The organism is Streptomyces sp. NPDC015171 (assembly GCF_043079545.1).
GTDB lineage: Bacteria > Actinomycetota > Actinomycetes > Streptomycetales > Streptomycetaceae > Streptomyces.
In genome coordinates this window covers 540288-554933 of record NZ_JBIBUO010000005.1, presented here as the reverse complement: position 1 = coordinate 554933, position 14646 = coordinate 540288, and the positions used below count along the sequence as shown (strand labels likewise).

The window sequence follows — 14646 nt, the reverse complement described above, 5'->3', positions numbered from 1 at the left end:
GTGCACTGATTCACCGAGACCCGAGCGCCTTTGAGGGGGAAGGCGCCGCGTGGCCCCGACGGAGGATTCGGACAACCGTGGACGCGCAAGGCCGTGGGCGGGCGGACAACATCGACCCCGCAGACCAGTGGGTACTCAATCCGAACACCGGCGAATACGAACTGCGACTGAGCCCTTCCGCAGCGCAGTCGCCGGTACCCGGACCGCGCAGACCGTCCTCGGGGGACGGCCCCGGCGGAACGGGCGGACGTACGCGAAGGCCGGCCGGGGAGACCCGGCAGGAGCCCCGGACGGAGACCCGGCAGGAGAGCAGGACGCGCGGCGACGAGGTGCCGCCGCCGCGCTCGGCCCGGCGCCGGGGAGGCGAGCCGGAGGCGCCCCAGGGACGCCGTGCGGCGCGGCGCCCGGTGAAGAAGAAGTCGAAGGCGAAGAAGATACTGCTGTGGACCGGTGGGTCCCTGGCCTTCGTGCTGGTCGCGGCGACCGCCACCGGCTACCTCTACATCAAGCACCTGAACGACAACATCACGTCCGTGTCCGACGACGGCGCCAGTACCGGCGGCTTCAGCAAGGACAAGGCGATCAACATCCTGCTGATCGGCACCGACAAGCGCACCGGCAAGGGCAACGAGGGCTACGGCGACTCGGGCAGCGTCGGGCACGCGGACACCACCATCCTGCTGCACGTCTCGCAGGACCGCTCCAACGCCACCGCGCTGAGCATCCCGCGTGACCTGATCGTGGACATCCCGGACTGCCCGACGACGCAGGAGGACGGCTCCCAGAAGGTCATCGCGGGCACGGACGGCGTCCGGTTCAACACGAGCCTGGGCCAGGACGACCGCACACCGAGCTGCACCATGCGCACGGTGACGCAGCTGACCGGGATCACACCGGACGACTTCATGGTCGCCGACTTCAACGCGGTCAAGACGCTGACCGACGCGGTCGACGGTGTGGACGTCTGCCTGGCCAAGGACATCGACGACGCGGACTCGCATCTGAAGCTGTCCAAGGGCACGCACACGATCCACGGTGAGCAGGCGCTGGCGTTCGTGCGTACCCGGCACTCCGTCGGCTTCGGCGGCGACCTGAGCCGGATCGGGCTCCAGCAGCAGTTCCTGAGCGCGCTGATGCGCAAGCTGAAGGGCAACGCCACGCTCACCAGCCCGACGAAGATGCTGAACCTCGCCGAGACCGCCACCAAGGCGCTGACCGTCGACGACAAGCTGGACAGCATCGGCAAGCTGAAGGACCTCGGTCTGGAGCTGGGCAAGCTCAACCCGAAGAACCTGACCTTCACCACGATCCCGGTGGTGGACAACCCGGCGGAGAAGGTCAAGGCGACCGTGGTCCTGGACCGGACGAAGGCCCCCCCGGTCTTCGAAGCCATCCAGAACGACGTCTCGTTCAGCGACGTGAAGAAGAAGCAGAAGGCGCAGAAGGACGCCCAGGCCGCCCGGCTCAAGGGCTCCAAGGCGGACGCCGCCGACGTGCGGGTGCGGATCCTCAACGGCGGTGCCGAGGGGGGCAGCGCCCAGGCCGAACTCAACTGGCTCCAGAACGACGAGGGCGTGACCAAGTCGGAGAACGGCGGCAACGCCCCCGCCGAGCTGGCCAGGACCACCCTGGAGTACGCGCCGGACCAGGCGGCGCAGGCGCGTCGGCTGGCCGCGATCATGGGCCTGTCCGGGGCCGCGCTGAAGCCGGGCAAGAGCGTGACCAACTCCCAGGGGCTGCCGACGATGACGCTGACCCTGGGCAAGGACTTCAAGGGAGCCGGGGTCTCCCTCACACCGCCGACGAAGGCGCCGGCGGTCGACAAGTCCACGGCCGACAAGGTGAAGTGCGCCGCGTAGGTAACCCTTGGGGCCCGTCGTGCGTCTAACCGGACGCGGGACGGGCCCGTTGGCGTGGCGCAAGGGTGGGGAGGGCAGCGGGTTTGGCGCAGAGCGAGGTGCGCGGGCAGGCTCCGGCGGTCGGGGACACGGTGTCGTCCCCGGCCTCGGACGCGCCGGCGCGATCGGGGCGGCACGGTGGCGGACGGCGGGCAGGGGGCCGGAAGACCGACGGACGGCGGCGGGGACGGCGCGCGCTGCGCTGGTCGGCGACGGTGCTGGCGGTGGTGATACTCGGCACCGCGGGCGCCGGTTATCTGTACTACCGCCATCTCAACGGCAACATCCAGAAGGGTGCGCGCGCCAACGGCGACGACTCCAAGGCCCGCAGGACCGCGCCGAACGCGGCCGGCCAGACCCCGCTGAACATCCTGCTGATCGGCTCCGACAGCCGGAACTCCGCGGAGAACGTGAAGCTCGGCGGCAGCAGGGACCACGCGGGCGATCCGCCGCTGGCGGACGTGCAGATGCTCATCCACCTCTCGGCGGACCGCAAGAGCGCCTCGATGGTCAGCATCCCGCGGGACACCCGGGTGGACATCCCCGAGTGCAAGGACCCCCAGTCCGGCAAGGTCTATCCGCCGACGAACGACATCATCAACGTCACCCTGGCCCGCGGCGGCGCCGGCTGCACGCTGCTCACCTGGGAGAACCTCACCGGGGTCTACATCGACCACTGGATGACGATCGACTTCGCGGGCGTGGTGCGGATGGCGGACGCGATCGGTGGCGTCGACGTCTGCGTCAAACAGAACGTATGGGACCACCCGACCCCGCAGGTGCCCGGCGGGTCCGGGCTGAAGCTGAAGGCCGGCACCCGCAAGGTGAAGGGCAAGCAGGCGTTGCAATGGCTGCGCACCCGGCATGCCTGGGGCGACGACCTGATGCGGGCCCGCGCCCAGCACATGTACCTGAACTCGATGATCCGCACGCTGAAGAAGCAGAACGTGTTCACCGACACCGGGCGGCTGATGGACCTGGCCGAGGCGGCCACCAAGTCGCTGAAGGTGTCGGAGGAGATCGGCACGGTCAAGAAGCTGTACGACCTCGGCATGCAGTTGAAGTCGGTGCCCTCGGACCGCATCACCTCGGTGACCATGCCCAACAGACGGGACCCGCAGGACGGGAACCACGTGGTGCCGGACCAGTCCAACGCCGACAAGATGTGGCAGATGCTCCAGGACGACGTGCCGTTCGACAAGAACGGCGGGGCGTCGGGGTCGAAGGCGGACGCGCACAAGGACAAGCCGGCCAAGAAGCCCTCGGTCGACGCGGGCGGGCTCGGCGTGCTGGTGCAGAACGCCACCCGCGGCTCCACCGAGGCGGCGGTGCCGCAGCGGGCCTCGGCGATCGGCCAGGAGCTGGTGCGCAAGGGCTACGCGCGGGCGCAGGCCGACACCTCCGGGAGCCTGGCCGAGGACAAGACGGTCGTGCGGTATCCGAGCGCGGACCTGGAGGGTGACGCCCAGGCCGTGGCCAAGGCGCTGGGGATCCCGATGAGTTCGGTGCAGAAGTCGACCGACGTGTCGGGGGTCACGGTCGTCGTCGGCGCGGACTGGCGCACGGGGGCGTCGTACCCGAAGAAGTCCGAGCCGAAGGCGGGCGACCTGCCCGAGAACTCCGATGCCGTCAACGGCTCGGACACCTCGAAGTGCATGGATGTGTACAGCGTCTACCGCTGGTAGCCGGTGACATGGGCGAAGGGCCCCTCCGCGGTGCGGAGGGGCCCTTCGGGCGTCCGTCAGGCGGCGTCGACGACCGCCGGCCGCCGGGAGGCGATGACCTTCTTCGCCAGCGCCTTCGGGCTGGTCAGGAAGCCCCAGCCCCAGGACATGTGCATGGTGGCGAGGGCGACCGGGATCTGCAGCCGGGCCTTCAGGGGCAGCCCCCTGCCGGCCGGGACGGAGCCCGCGGCGATCGCGGCCAGATAGCCGCCGGGGACCACGAGGCCCCACGGGGTCAGCGCGGCGCCGACGACCAGGCCCGCGGCGATCGCGCACACCGCCGTGGGCGGGGCGAGGTAGCGCAGGTTGATGGAGCCGGAGTGGTAGCGGGCGACGACGTGCCGCCAGCGGCCGTAGTCCTTGTACTGCTTGGCCAGCGCGCGCACCGACGGGCGCGGCCGGTACGACACCTTCAGCTCGGGCGAGAACCAGATGAGCCCGCCCGCCTCGCGGATGCGGAAGTTCAGCTCCCAGTCCTGGGCGCGGATGAACTCCTCGTTGTACCCGCCCTGTTGCTCCAGGGCGGCGCGGCGGAAGACACCGAGGTAGACGGTCTCGGCGGGGCCGGCCTGGCCGCCGGTGTGGAAGGCCGCGTTGCCGACACCGATCTTGGAGGTCATCGCGGCGGCGACGGCGTGCTCCCAGGCGTTCTCGCCCTCGGCGTGCATGATGCCGCCCACGTTCTGCGCGCCGGTCTCCTCCAGGAGCCGTACGGCGGTGGCGATGTAGTTCGGCGAGAGCATGCCGTGGCCGTCGACGCGGACCACGATCGGGTGCCGGGACGCCTTGATCGCCGCGTTCAGCGCGGCCGGGGTGCGGCCGGTCGGGTTCGGGACGGTGTGTACGCGCGGGTCGTCACGGACCAGCTCGGCGGCGATCTCGTCCGTGCGGTCCGTGGACGGACCGAGGGCGATCACGACCTCCATCTCGCCGGCGTACTCCTGCGCGAGGATCGCTTGGACGGCCCCGCGCAGATGCCGTTCCTCGTTGAGGACGGGCATGATCACGGACACAGCGGGGAGCCGCACGTCGGGCTTGGCGTTCATAGGGGCCTCACGTTACCGCGAACGGGGGACACGGGTGCGCGCCGCCGTGCCTGCGGCGCGGGCTGGAGATCGTATCGGCCTACTGTGCTCCCGGATCCCACGTACGGCCCCGTCCGGAGGTGTCCTCCTTGCCCACCCCGCCCCGGTCCACCGCGCGTCCGCAGCAGCGCGCGCAGCCGCCCCGCCGTGTGCCGCGGCCGCCCGAGCGGCCCGCGCGGTCCGTCCGGCCGCCCAGAAGGCCGCGCTGGGCCATGCGGGCGGTCACCACGCTGTCGGTCGTGGTCCTCGCCTCCGCCGGGATCGGGCACGCGGTCGTCACCAGCCTGGACGCGGGTATCGCCCGGATCGACGCGTTCAAGGACATGAAGAACCGGCCCCGGGCCGGGCACGGCATGAACGTCCTGCTGGTCGGCACCGACGGCCGCGAGAAGATCAGCGAGCGGGACCGGCGCACCTACCGGCTGGGCGGGCAGCCCTGCCACTGCACCGACACGATGATGATCGTGCACATCTCGGAGGACCGGGAGCGGGCCACCGTGGTGAGCCTGCCGCGCGACTCGTACGCCGAGATGCCCGCGCACGTCGACCAGAACACGGGGCAGCGGCACGGCCCGCACCCGGTCAAACTCAACGCGGCCTACGCGGAGGGCGGCCCCCAGCTGACCATCCGCACGGTCGAGAACATGACCCATGTGAAGGTCGACCACTATCTGGAGGTCGACTTCACCAGCTTCATGAAGACCGTGGACGTGCTCGGCGGGGTCAAGGTCTGCACGCCGACGCCGCTGCGGGACCGGTACACCGGGCTCGACCTGGCGCCCGGCACGCACACCCTGGGCGGCGGGCAGGCGCTGCAGTACGTGCGGGCCCGGCACATCGACGGGGCCAGCGATCTGGGCCGGATGAAGCGGCAGCAGCGGTTCCTGGCCGCGCTGATCGAGAAGGCGACCTCCTCGGGGGTGCTGCTGAACCCGATGCGGTTCCGGGACGTGACCCGGGCGGTGCTCGGCTCGGTCCGCGCCGACGCGGGCTTCGGCACCGACGAGCTGCTGGACCTCGGCCGGGCGATGCGGGGCTTCTCGCCGTCCTCGTCCGAGTTCACCACCGTGCCCATCGGGCAGCTGAACTTCCAGGTCAAGGGCATCGGCTCGACCCTGAAGTGGGACCAGGCGAAGGCGGAGCAGCTGTTCGGGGCGGTGCGGGACGACAAGCCGCTCACCGTGGACCGCCCGCGCCGGGCGCCGGGCTCGGCCCCGGCGCCGGTGGAGGTGGCGCCGAGCGCGGTCCGGGTCCAGGTGGCGAACGGCACCGGCACGGTCGGGCTGGCCAAGCGGGTGGACGCGGAGCTGGCGGCGACCGGGTTCGCCACCACCCGCCGGCCGGTGACCGCCCCCGCGCACGTGCCGCGCACGGTGGTCTACTACGACCCCCGCTGGGACCGCTCCGCCCGCACCCTGGCCGCCGCGCTGCCGGGCAGCGAGGTGCGCGCGGTGCCGGGCCAGGGGCCGATGCTGAAGGTGACGGCGGGCGCCGACTTCAAGGCCGTGCGCAAGGTCCGCTTCGAGGACCCGGGGCGGCCGGAGGAGACCGTGGTGCGGGGCAGCGAGGTGGTGTGCTCCGGGAGCGCCTGACCGCACGCCCGGGCGGTTCCCGGGGGCCCGCCCGGTCCGCCCGGACCACTGAGTCCGCCCGGTCCGCTCAGTCCGCGAGGCCCTCCGCGATGCGCTGCTCGCGCAGCTCGCGGATCGCCCGGCGGCGGGCCAGGCGGTGGGTGCGGCGGATCTGGGCCTCCTGGTTGCGGCGGCGGTCGCGCTCGGTCTCCGGGATCACCGGCGGCACCCGGCGCGGCTTGCCGTCGGCGTCGACGGCGGCGAAGACCAGGTAGGCCGAGCCGACCTGGGTGGCCGGGGCCGACTCGTTCCAGCGCTCGGCCAGGACCTTCACGCCGACCTCCATCGAGGTCCGGCCGGTCCAGTTCACCTGCGCCTTCACATGGACCAGGTCACCGACGCGGATCGGCTCCAGGAACGCCATCTCGTCCATGGACGCGGTGACGGCGGGGCCGCCGGAGTGCCGGCCCGCCACCGCGCCCGCCGCGTCGTCGACCAGCTTCATGATCACTCCGCCGTGCACCGTCCCCAGCAGGTTGGTGTCGGCGTGGGTCATGATGTGGCTGAGGGTGGTGCGCGAGGCGGATGTGAGCTTGCCCGGTATGTCCGGCTCCATGTCCGGATCCCTCTCCGTGGCCTGGTCTGTCATGCCCCCACCCTATGCCGTGCCATCGTTCGCGGACTTTGTGTCGGGTTCGCAACAGCAGCGCTCTTATTTTCCGACATCCCTTGTAAGGCCCATGGCGCCTCCCTGCACACTGGGGCGCATGAATGACTGGCCCGAGGGATGGTCCGACGACAACCGCGGCCCCCGCTACGGACGCGGCAGTGCCGGCGCGCAGCCGGAGGGACCCCGCGTGATGCGTCAGGTGCGGCGCGGCCCGGCGGTACCGCCCGGACCGCGCTCGGCGTACGGCACCCCCGGCCCGGCGGCGCCGCCGCACGGGGCCGGCGTGCCGCAGCAGCCGTCGTACGTCGACGGCCGGGGGCACGACGACGGCTCCGGCTACGACGACTACGACAGCGGTTACAACACCGGCCAGGTCTACGGCAGCCCCGGCGGCCGGGGCCCCGGCGGTCCTGGCGACCCCGGGGGCACGCCCACCCGCGCCCCGCGGCCGGCGCCGAACTGGCGGCGGCGGATCAAGTGGACCGCGATCACGGTGGCGACCGTGGTGGTCGTCACGTCCGTCGCGACCTACTTCTGGGCCGACTCCAAGCTGCGCCGCGAGGTGGACCTGTCGACGGTCATCGACCGGCCGGAGGCGGGCGACGGCACGAACTACCTGATCGTCGGCTCGGACAGCCGCGAGGGCATGTCCAAGGACGACGAGAAGAAGCTGCACACGGGCGGCGCCGAGGGCAAGCGCACGGACTCGATGATGATCCTGCACGTCGGCGGCAACGGCGACACGCTGATCTCGCTCCCCCGCGACTCGGACGTCGTGGTTCCCTCCTACAAGGGGTCGACGTCCGGGAAGGTCTACCCGGCGCAGGGGCGGCACGCCAAGCTGAACGCCACCTACGCCGAGGACGGCCCCACGCTGCTGGTGCGCGCGGTCGAGTCCAACACCGGTCTGCACATCGACCACTACGTGGAGATCGGCTTCCAGGGCTTCGCCAACATCGTGGACTCGGTGGGCGGTGTCGACATCGACATCGACAAGGCGTTCAAGGACAAGTGGTCGGGCGCCGACTTCAAGGCCGGCAAGCAGACCCTGAACGGCCAGCAGGCCCTCGCCTTCGTCCGCACCCGGCACGCGTTCGCCGCCTCGGACCTCCAGCGCACCAAGAACCAGCAGAAGTTCCTCGCCGCCCTGGCCCACCAGGTGGCCACCCCGTCGACGGTCCTCAACCCGTTCAAGTTCTACCCGACCATGGGCGCGGGCCTGGACTCCCTGATCGTCGACAAGGACATGTCCCTGTGGGACCTGGCCTCGATGTTCTGGGCGATGAAGGGGGTCAGCGGCGGTGACGGCACCTCGATGAACATGCCGATCTCCGGCTCCGTCGGCGGCAACCTCGTCTGGGACAAGACGAAGGTGAAGACGCTGGTGGACCAGCTGAACAACGACGAGAAGGTCACCGTCTCCGGCAACTGAACCGCACCGCGGCACGGTGCGAGGGCACCCGCACGGGTGCCCTCGGCCGCTGCGGCGCCGGACGTCACATGGTGGCGCCCGCCATCGCCCGACAGGTCTCCGCGCAGCGGCGACACGCCTCGGCGCAGCGCATCATCTGCGGGTCGTCCGGCATCGACATACACGCCTCGGCGCACATGTCGCAGGCCTTGGCGCACATCGCGCACATCTCGGACGACATGGGCGAGCGGCGCATCATCATGTCGGCGCACATTCGGGTCATCTCCGAGCAGTCCATGAGCGCGCGCATGATCTGCATCTGGACCTGCCCGCCCATCTGCATGCAGGAGCTCATGGTCTCCTCGCAGAGGGTGTGGCACTTCATGCAGGCGTCCACGCACTCCTGCATCTGCCGGGTCATGGGGGTCATGGTTCCGGGCTGGGGCATGGCTGCTCCTCGGAGCGCGGGGGCCCGGGCGGGCCCCGTGTGCTTCCGTCCTACGTCGGCCGGCGGGGTCCCGCATGTCGGGCCGAGGCGTCCGTACGACGCAAGAAGGCGCCCCGAGGGGCGCCCTGACATCGCTTGTCACGTGAGGGCGGCCACGGCATCCGCTATCAGGGAACGTGCCGCTGCACCCCTTGCGGCCACCTGCGAGAGCCGGTCAAAGGCTCGGGCGTACAACTCGACCTGGCTGGGCTGCGTGAGGGTGGCAGCAGCGTCCAGGGTGTCCGCGTGCACCCTGGTGTCGTCGAAGATCGTGAAGGTCGGCATCGGCCACACAGTCCGCTGCGCCGAGAACGGCACGATCCCCACGGCAACATTCTGGAGATCCATGGCCCCGAGCAGATGACCAAGCTGCGCTGCCATCGTCTCCGCACTGCACAGCCTGTACCGCAAGACCGACTCCTCCAGTACGAAGGAGAACCGGCGTGCGCCGTTATTCAGCACCGCGTTGCGCCTCATGCGGGCTGCTACAGCATCGCTCACGTCGTCCGGTGTTCCCCGGAAGTCGGCGATGGACGACAGCAGGGCAGCGGCGTACCCGGGTGTCTGGAGGAATCCGGGGATCACGTCGGAAACGTAGACCCTGAACATCTTTGTTTGTTGGTACAGATCACCTGTGGACTCTTGCAGGCGACGAAGACCGCTCCGCTGGAGTCGCCTCCACTGCACATGAGCATCTGCGGACTGTCTGTTGGCAGCGATCAGGTCGGGAGCGTGGTCCTCAGCCGCGCAGGCTCGGCACCACGCTCTGATATCCGCGTCAGAGGGCGGTGTCCTGGCGTTCTCGATCCGGGATGACTTCGACTCCGACCAACCGCACCTGACGGCCAGCTCCCGCCCGCTGATCCCCGCATCCTTCCGGATCTCACGCAGACGGCCGGCCAGCTCTTCGCGGGCCTCCTGAACGCGTGAGGAGGGATGTGGTGGCATGGAGCCGGCTTTCGTCAGATCTCGTACAGGTCGTGCGGGATCGCTCGCTCCCAGACCGCTTCGAAGGCGGCGGAGCACAGCTTCACGGCTTCGGGGTCCGCCGTGATCTCGTTTTCCACCACCACTCCGTCACCTGAGAAGTGATGCACCCGGAGCAGGGTGCCGTCGAAGAGCCAGAAGTCATTGCCCGGCAGGGCGACAGTCGTAGCCCGTCGCCGTGGCAACCACCGCACTTCCTCGCCCGCAGTGACGTTGGCGCGGGTGACGTAGTGCTCCCAGCGGATGTAGTCCGATACAGGCTCGGAGACCACCCGGGCTCGGCGGATCGCCACGCCCCGGGCCACGGTGTCCATGATCAACTGGTCGTAGGAGTGCCACCAGGACGCGCGGTCCTCCCAATCGATCCGCTCGCCCCTCCTCCACGCCTCGAACCGGTCCGTCGGGGCATAGTAGTCACGCAGTTCCAGGTGAACGGCGGACCGCTCGCACTGGCCAAGCAGCTCAGCGAAGCTGGGCACGCTCGACGGCATCACACGCCTCCCTGATCATCGGAATCATCCGGGCCGGAATCCTCACGATGGCCTCGCTGTCGGGCACCGCGCCGTTCGCGGGGCTGCTCGTCTCGCACTCCGCCTGAGTTTCCGCGCTCGGCTTCCACCCCTGCAACAAGATCTCCTGAGCGTCCGCGTCCGCCCACACGGTGGGGCAGTGATCCCGGTCGGTGTCGGGGTCGATTCCGACGAACTCTACGGCCATGGCTGGCTCCCTGATCCAGGCGCTTGCTCGGGCTTGCGTCAGCATCCTTGAACTGCGGAGACAGCGTCAATAGCCCTACCGGCCAACCGAATTGCCGTGCAAGCTCATGCAAGTTCCTAGAGCCCGACACCCGCCGCTTCCTACCGTCGGCACATCGACACGGAATCGATCAGGAGGGTGCGGTGCGATGGGCGAGAAGGCGCAGGACACCGGAGCCGCTGATCATCTGGGCGGCAGTGAGGCCCGGCAGTTCCTCTCCCGTCTGTCCGGAGCGTTCGGCGTCGGCGGCGTGCTCCTGGTGCAGAAGAGCGCCCCTGGCCCCGAGGGTGCGGATATGGCCCCCAGCTCTGCCCTGCACTGGCCTCGGTGCGAGTGCGGGAGCCCGAAGTGCCCGGACTACAGGCTCCCGCCGAATGGCCCATCCCTGAACTCCCGCCCCGAATCGGGCGGCGGCGGTCAGCCATGACCGCGATTAGTTGAGCAGGAAGGTGCAGTGATGCAGAACGGAACCGACCTGTACGCGCTCGATGTCAGCGGGGCCTCGTTCGTCCAGGCGTGCGGCGGCCCCTGCACGGAGGGGTGCGTGACCCTGGCCCGGATCGGCGATGGTCTCTGGGCGCTCGGTGACAGCAAGCGGCCGGAGGCGCAGCCGCTGCGCTTCACCACGGAGGAGCTGGACGCGGCCGGTATCGACCCGGCGCGCTTCGGCCTGAACGTCTGATCCTCCGCATCCCGTCAGCCGGACCGGGCCCGCCCCCCGTCCCTGGGTCCGGCCCGGCTGGCGCTCATGAACGGGACGACTGGTGCACCACCACGGCTATCTATGGACCGGCCCGAAGAAGAGCTTCGACAATGAAGCTCTGCGGCGCCCCCCACACCCTGACCCTCCTCCGGCTCCGGTTTCCGATGAGGACGTCAAGGCGGAGCAGCTGCTCAAGCGCTACCGGGAAGTGACGGCCGAGTTCCCCGTCGCCGACCTCCCGCCGATTGAAACGGCGTACTGGCTCATCAAGCCTCGCTCCCTGGTCCGTGGCACGTGGGATGAATCCAAGGAAGCGGCGGGGTGGATCGGCGAGCGGCTGTCCGAGTACGCGCCCCGGTTCGCCGCGGAGACGGCCCGAGACACCACGCGCCTGGCTCGACTGGTGCACGTTGCCGCCGAGCAACTGCACGCGGGTGCTGATGTGTCGTACGGCTTCTACCTGGAGCGCCCCTCGTATCTGTCCCTGGCGGTGGTGACGTGCTCGCCTAATCTCTCGATGCCTGAACTGGCCTGTCCAGTCGCGTAGTCGAGGCAGCGAGCCGGCCCGGTGACTGGGCTGCAACGCGGAGGACCACCGACCCCGCGGAGGCGTCAGAGGTCGCCTGATCCGCGTACGACAACAGCCCCCGGCGTCGCGCCGAGGGCTGTGTTGTTTGTGCAGGCCAGAAAGCCAAGAGCGCCTCTCGGACCCTTGAAATGGCTTCTGACCTGCAAAAACCCTGCTAGGGAAGGTTCCTTGCCATGACGATCCGCTGGACCTGGTTGGTGCCCTCGTAGATCTGGGTGCTTTACAGGTCATACGGCGTTGACCTGCATGAACAGCCCTCTCCGGGGGTGCCTCCCCAGCATTTCCCCATGATCGCCAGCAGTCTGCGCAGGTCGGCCCAGCCGCCTGAAACCGAGGCTGCGACGGCAACAGACGAGCATGCTTGAAGGGCGTTACGCGGTTTCCCGTTCCGTCAACCGTGATCGCTTGACCCGCTGCCCGGCCGTCGGGAGCATCAACCCAGAAGCAAGTCACTGACAGCGGCATGGGAGGGGAACCCAGACCATGAGGGTCACCAAGCTGGTCAGCACGTGCGACATCAAGGACTGCCCGACGATCTACGAGACGGATCGCGGCACCTTCTTGGTACAGGGCGAGACGCCAACGGACCACGGGCTTCAGATTCCCGCTCACGAAACCCTGGTCGAGATCCCGATGGAACTGCTCCAGAAGGCCATCCGTGACAAGCTCATCTAAGACCCTTGGCGACCTGTTCGACTCCTTCCAGCGTGAGGCTTTCCGTCTGGAAACCCTGGATGACTACAGCAAGTCCGGGAACGTCGACGCGTATCACGCCTACCTGTCAGGGGAGCCACAGCCGGATGACTACAACGCCGGATGGGTGGAAGAACTCCGCTCGCACACCGAAAACGGGAAGCGGATCTATAGGGTGCACGTTCTGTCGCGCCCACTCACGGACTATCTTTGCTTCGAACTTGGGTGGGGCTACAGGAAGAACATGACCGGGGGCGAAGAGTTCTTCATCCTCGACGTCACCGGGGAACCCAATCCTCTGGCCGGCGTACCGGACTTCTGGTGCTTCGATTCCGAGTCCGTGGCCGTGATGAACTACGACGATGCGGGAAAGTACCTGGGCTCAGAAGTGCTGGAGTCGGAACGGGTGGCGGAGTTCACTGGGTACCGTGACACGGCACTCGCCCACGCGGAACCATTCGTCGAATGGTGGGCCAAGTACGGGGCGTGAACAGAGCACAGCTTGGGGCCGCCCTGCGGGCGCTGCGAATGGCATCGGGAAAAGAAGCCAAGGCAGTGGCCCGCAGCGCCCTCATGTCTCCGTCCAAGTTGTCGAAGATCGAGAATGCCAAGCTCGCACCGAGCGCCACGGATGTTGAACGCATCCTGACCGCCATCGGCGTCTCGGATGAAGTCAAGGCCGAGTACACGGAGGCCGCCCGCGCATCGGCGACCGAAGCGACAGCGTGGCGGCTGCTGAAGCGCATCGGCGTCCACAAGGGGCAGCAAGCCGCCAAGGCTCTGGAAGCCCAGATGTCGACGCTGCGGCTCTTTCAACCAGCGCTGGTCCCCGGCCTGCTCCAAACTCCGGAGTACATCCGCGCCGTTCTGAAACGGCACGATCTGAGTCAAGACGCCCTCACACGCACGATCAACGGACGGCTTGAACGGCAAGCGGTTCTCTACGACAACACGAAATCGCTTCAGTTCGTCATCACGGAACCCGTGCTGAGGTGGAAAATCGTCCCGCCGCAGATGATGGCGGCGCAGCTCGACCGCATCGCCTCCATATCGCGTCTACCTCACGTAGATATTCGGGTGGTGCCGCTGACGATTCAGCAGCATGACATCGCCAATCACGCGTTCGTCATTCGTGATGACCACATGGTGACGATAGAGACCGTGCACGCTGAAGTGGTCGTTACGGACCCCAGAGACGTTGGACTGTACGTGGATAAGTTCGACGGGTTCGCGGCCCTAGCTTTGGCGGGTGACAGAATGCGGGGCCTGCTCGAAGATACCCGCAACGACTTCTTGCGGGAACAGGAAACAGCCTAGATTCGTGCTCCCGGTCACCCGAAGATGACGTCATGGGGAGCGAAGAGAGAACTTCCGATCCAGATACGACCGCATCGGCAGTCAGCCTGATAGAGGGGACAAGTGAGCCGTCCCCTAAGCCTGGTTGCCGTGCGTGCCTCTCGCTATCGGTCGCTCGCGAAAACGCGCGATCCGTAGGGGACTACAGCGGGGTTTCAGACGGCAACGTGAGACTCCGTCGCCACCAAGCTGAGGTACACGCGTGACGCGCAAGGAAGCGGCACAGCGGCTCTTCGCTGACCGGCCGCTGATGACCATGCGTGTTTCCCGTGACTCCGGGCGGTCGTGGGAGCCCGAGCGGGCAGTGGCGGCGAGCGAGGATCTGGCACCTCTCATGTCTTCCGCGTGGCCGCCGTGCGAGTGCGCGCGGTGCGCCGAGTCCGGCAAGCGTTCCAACCGCTGAAGCGCGGCTCTCTCCCCTTTAGCTCCCGCCCCTCCGGGCGGCGGCGGTCAGTCATGGCCGCGATTAGTTGAGCAGGAAGGTGCAGTGATGGAGAACGGAACTGACCTGTACGCCCTCGACATCAGCGGGGCCTCGTTCGTCCAGGCGTGCGGCGGCCCCTGCACGGAGGGGTGCGTGACCCTGGCCCAGATCGGCGACGGTCTCTGGGCCCTCGGTGACAGCAAGCGGCCGGAGGCGCAGCCGCTGCGGTTCACCACGGAGGAGCTGGACGCGGCCGGTATCGACCCGGCGCGCTTCGGCCTGAACGTCTGAT

At 68.7% G+C, this 14646-nt stretch carries 16 protein-coding genes; 10 read left to right on the top strand and 6 right to left on the bottom strand.

Annotated elements, in window-relative coordinates; all coding sequences use genetic code 11:
- The first annotated feature begins 77 nt into the window (after positions 1-77).
- Both ACF073_RS17795 and ACF073_RS17790 read left to right on the top strand, forming a co-directional pair.
- A complete protein-coding gene (locus ACF073_RS17795; RefSeq protein WP_392070913.1) occupies positions 78-1859 on the top strand; it encodes an LCP family protein in 1782 nt (593 codons plus the stop codon).
- A gap of 83 nt (positions 1860-1942) precedes the next feature.
- Positions 1943-3583: an LCP family protein gene (locus ACF073_RS17790; protein WP_392070911.1), complete on the top strand. Its 1641-nt coding sequence runs from the start codon at positions 1943-1945 to the stop codon at positions 3581-3583.
- Positions 3584-3639: 56 nt separating this feature from the next.
- Here the strand turns inward: ACF073_RS17790 and ACF073_RS17785 are convergent, their stop codons facing one another.
- Complete coding sequence (locus tag ACF073_RS17785) at positions 3640-4668, bottom strand: glycosyltransferase family 2 protein (RefSeq protein ID WP_392070909.1); 1029 nt, start codon at positions 4666-4668, stop codon at positions 3640-3642.
- Between the two features lie 251 nt (positions 4669-4919).
- On the opposite strand from ACF073_RS17785, the gene ACF073_RS17780 reads away from it, so the two are divergent.
- Positions 4920-6299, top strand: coding sequence for an LCP family protein (locus tag ACF073_RS17780; RefSeq protein ID WP_392070988.1), 1380 nt, complete (start codon positions 4920-4922; stop codon positions 6297-6299).
- Between the two features lie 67 nt (positions 6300-6366).
- Here ACF073_RS17780 and ACF073_RS17775 read toward each other — a convergent pair whose 3' ends face one another.
- Positions 6367-6927 carry an acyl-CoA thioesterase gene (locus ACF073_RS17775; RefSeq protein WP_392070907.1) on the bottom strand — a complete coding sequence of 187 codons (561 nt, stop codon included), beginning with the start codon at positions 6925-6927 and terminating at the stop codon, positions 6367-6369.
- A 118-nt stretch (positions 6928-7045) separates the two neighbouring features.
- Here ACF073_RS17775 and ACF073_RS17770 point away from each other — a divergent pair, with 118 nt between their 5' ends.
- The gene (locus ACF073_RS17770) at positions 7046-8380 is read left to right on the top strand and encodes an LCP family protein (RefSeq protein WP_392070906.1); all 1335 of its coding nucleotides are present in this window, start codon (positions 7046-7048) and stop codon (positions 8378-8380) included.
- A 64-nt stretch (positions 8381-8444) separates the two neighbouring features.
- Here ACF073_RS17770 and ACF073_RS17765 read toward each other — a convergent pair whose 3' ends face one another.
- From ACF073_RS17765 to ACF073_RS17750, 4 genes are all read right to left on the bottom strand, one after another.
- The gene (locus ACF073_RS17765; RefSeq protein WP_392070904.1) at positions 8445-8807 is read right to left on the bottom strand and encodes a four-helix bundle copper-binding protein; all 363 of its coding nucleotides are present in this window, start codon (positions 8805-8807) and stop codon (positions 8445-8447) included.
- Between the two features lie 138 nt (positions 8808-8945).
- Positions 8946-9794 carry a helix-turn-helix domain-containing protein gene (locus ACF073_RS17760; RefSeq protein WP_392070902.1) on the bottom strand — a complete coding sequence of 283 codons (849 nt, stop codon included), beginning with the start codon at positions 9792-9794 and terminating at the stop codon, positions 8946-8948.
- 14 nt (positions 9795-9808) lie between these two features.
- Positions 9809-10324 carry a DUF6879 family protein gene (locus ACF073_RS17755; protein ID WP_392070901.1) on the bottom strand — a complete coding sequence of 172 codons (516 nt, stop codon included), beginning with the start codon at positions 10322-10324 and terminating at the stop codon, positions 9809-9811.
- Positions 10296-10550 carry a hypothetical protein gene (locus tag ACF073_RS17750; protein ID WP_392070899.1) on the bottom strand — a complete coding sequence of 85 codons (255 nt, stop codon included), beginning with the start codon at positions 10548-10550 and terminating at the stop codon, positions 10296-10298. The genes ACF073_RS17755 and ACF073_RS17750 overlap by 29 nt, the downstream gene beginning before the upstream one ends.
- A gap of 496 nt (positions 10551-11046) precedes the next feature.
- On the opposite strand from ACF073_RS17750, the gene ACF073_RS17745 reads away from it, so the two are divergent.
- The 6 genes from ACF073_RS17745 (at position 11047) to ACF073_RS17720 (ending at position 14645) form a co-directional block, all read left to right on the top strand.
- Positions 11047-11271, top strand: a complete 225-nt coding sequence (locus ACF073_RS17745; RefSeq protein ID WP_392070898.1) for a DUF397 domain-containing protein — start codon at positions 11047-11049, stop codon at positions 11269-11271.
- 82 nt (positions 11272-11353) lie between these two features.
- Positions 11354-11839: a hypothetical protein gene (locus ACF073_RS17740; RefSeq protein WP_392070896.1), complete on the top strand. Its 486-nt coding sequence runs from the start codon at positions 11354-11356 to the stop codon at positions 11837-11839.
- 525 nt (positions 11840-12364) lie between these two features.
- Entirely contained in the window at positions 12365-12556 is a 192-nt protein-coding gene (locus ACF073_RS17735) for a hypothetical protein (protein ID WP_392070894.1), read from the top strand.
- Positions 12540-13064 (top strand): DUF6879 family protein, encoded by a 525-nt coding sequence (locus ACF073_RS17730; protein ID WP_392070892.1) that lies wholly within the window; start codon positions 12540-12542, stop codon positions 13062-13064. The genes ACF073_RS17735 and ACF073_RS17730 overlap by 17 nt, the downstream gene beginning before the upstream one ends.
- The gene (locus ACF073_RS17725) at positions 13061-13891 is read left to right on the top strand and encodes a helix-turn-helix domain-containing protein (protein WP_392070891.1); all 831 of its coding nucleotides are present in this window, start codon (positions 13061-13063) and stop codon (positions 13889-13891) included. The genes ACF073_RS17730 and ACF073_RS17725 overlap by 4 nt, the downstream gene beginning before the upstream one ends.
- A 529-nt stretch (positions 13892-14420) precedes the next feature.
- Entirely contained in the window at positions 14421-14645 is a 225-nt protein-coding gene (locus ACF073_RS17720) for a DUF397 domain-containing protein (protein WP_392070890.1), read from the top strand.
- The last annotated feature ends 1 nt before the right edge of the window (position 14646 follow it).

What these genes read in the sequence shown, in the direction of transcription:
- ACF073_RS17720 (WP_392070890.1), top strand. Translation starts at nt 14,421, where the DNA reads ATGGAGAACGGAACTGACCTGTACGCCCTCGACATCAGCGGGGCCTCG.
- ACF073_RS17735 (WP_392070894.1), top strand. Translation starts at nt 12,365, where the DNA reads ATGAGGGTCACCAAGCTGGTCAGCACGTGCGACATCAAGGACTGCCCG.
- ACF073_RS17770 (WP_392070906.1), top strand. Translation starts at nt 7,046, where the DNA reads ATGAATGACTGGCCCGAGGGATGGTCCGACGACAACCGCGGCCCCCGC.
- ACF073_RS17785 (WP_392070909.1), bottom strand. Translation starts at nt 4,668, where the DNA reads ATGAACGCCAAGCCCGACGTGCGGCTCCCCGCTGTGTCCGTGATCATG.
- ACF073_RS17760 (WP_392070902.1), bottom strand. Translation starts at nt 9,794, where the DNA reads ATGCCACCACATCCCTCCTCACGCGTTCAGGAGGCCCGCGAAGAGCTG.
- ACF073_RS17745 (WP_392070898.1), top strand. Translation starts at nt 11,047, where the DNA reads ATGCAGAACGGAACCGACCTGTACGCGCTCGATGTCAGCGGGGCCTCG.
- ACF073_RS17765 (WP_392070904.1), bottom strand. Translation starts at nt 8,807, where the DNA reads ATGCCCCAGCCCGGAACCATGACCCCCATGACCCGGCAGATGCAGGAG.
- ACF073_RS17775 (WP_392070907.1), bottom strand. Translation starts at nt 6,927, where the DNA reads ATGACAGACCAGGCCACGGAGAGGGATCCGGACATGGAGCCGGACATA.
- ACF073_RS17750 (WP_392070899.1), bottom strand. Translation starts at nt 10,550, where the DNA reads ATGGCCGTAGAGTTCGTCGGAATCGACCCCGACACCGACCGGGATCAC.
- ACF073_RS17755 (WP_392070901.1), bottom strand. Translation starts at nt 10,324, where the DNA reads ATGCCGTCGAGCGTGCCCAGCTTCGCTGAGCTGCTTGGCCAGTGCGAG.
- ACF073_RS17780 (WP_392070988.1), top strand. Translation starts at nt 4,920, where the DNA reads ATGCGGGCGGTCACCACGCTGTCGGTCGTGGTCCTCGCCTCCGCCGGG.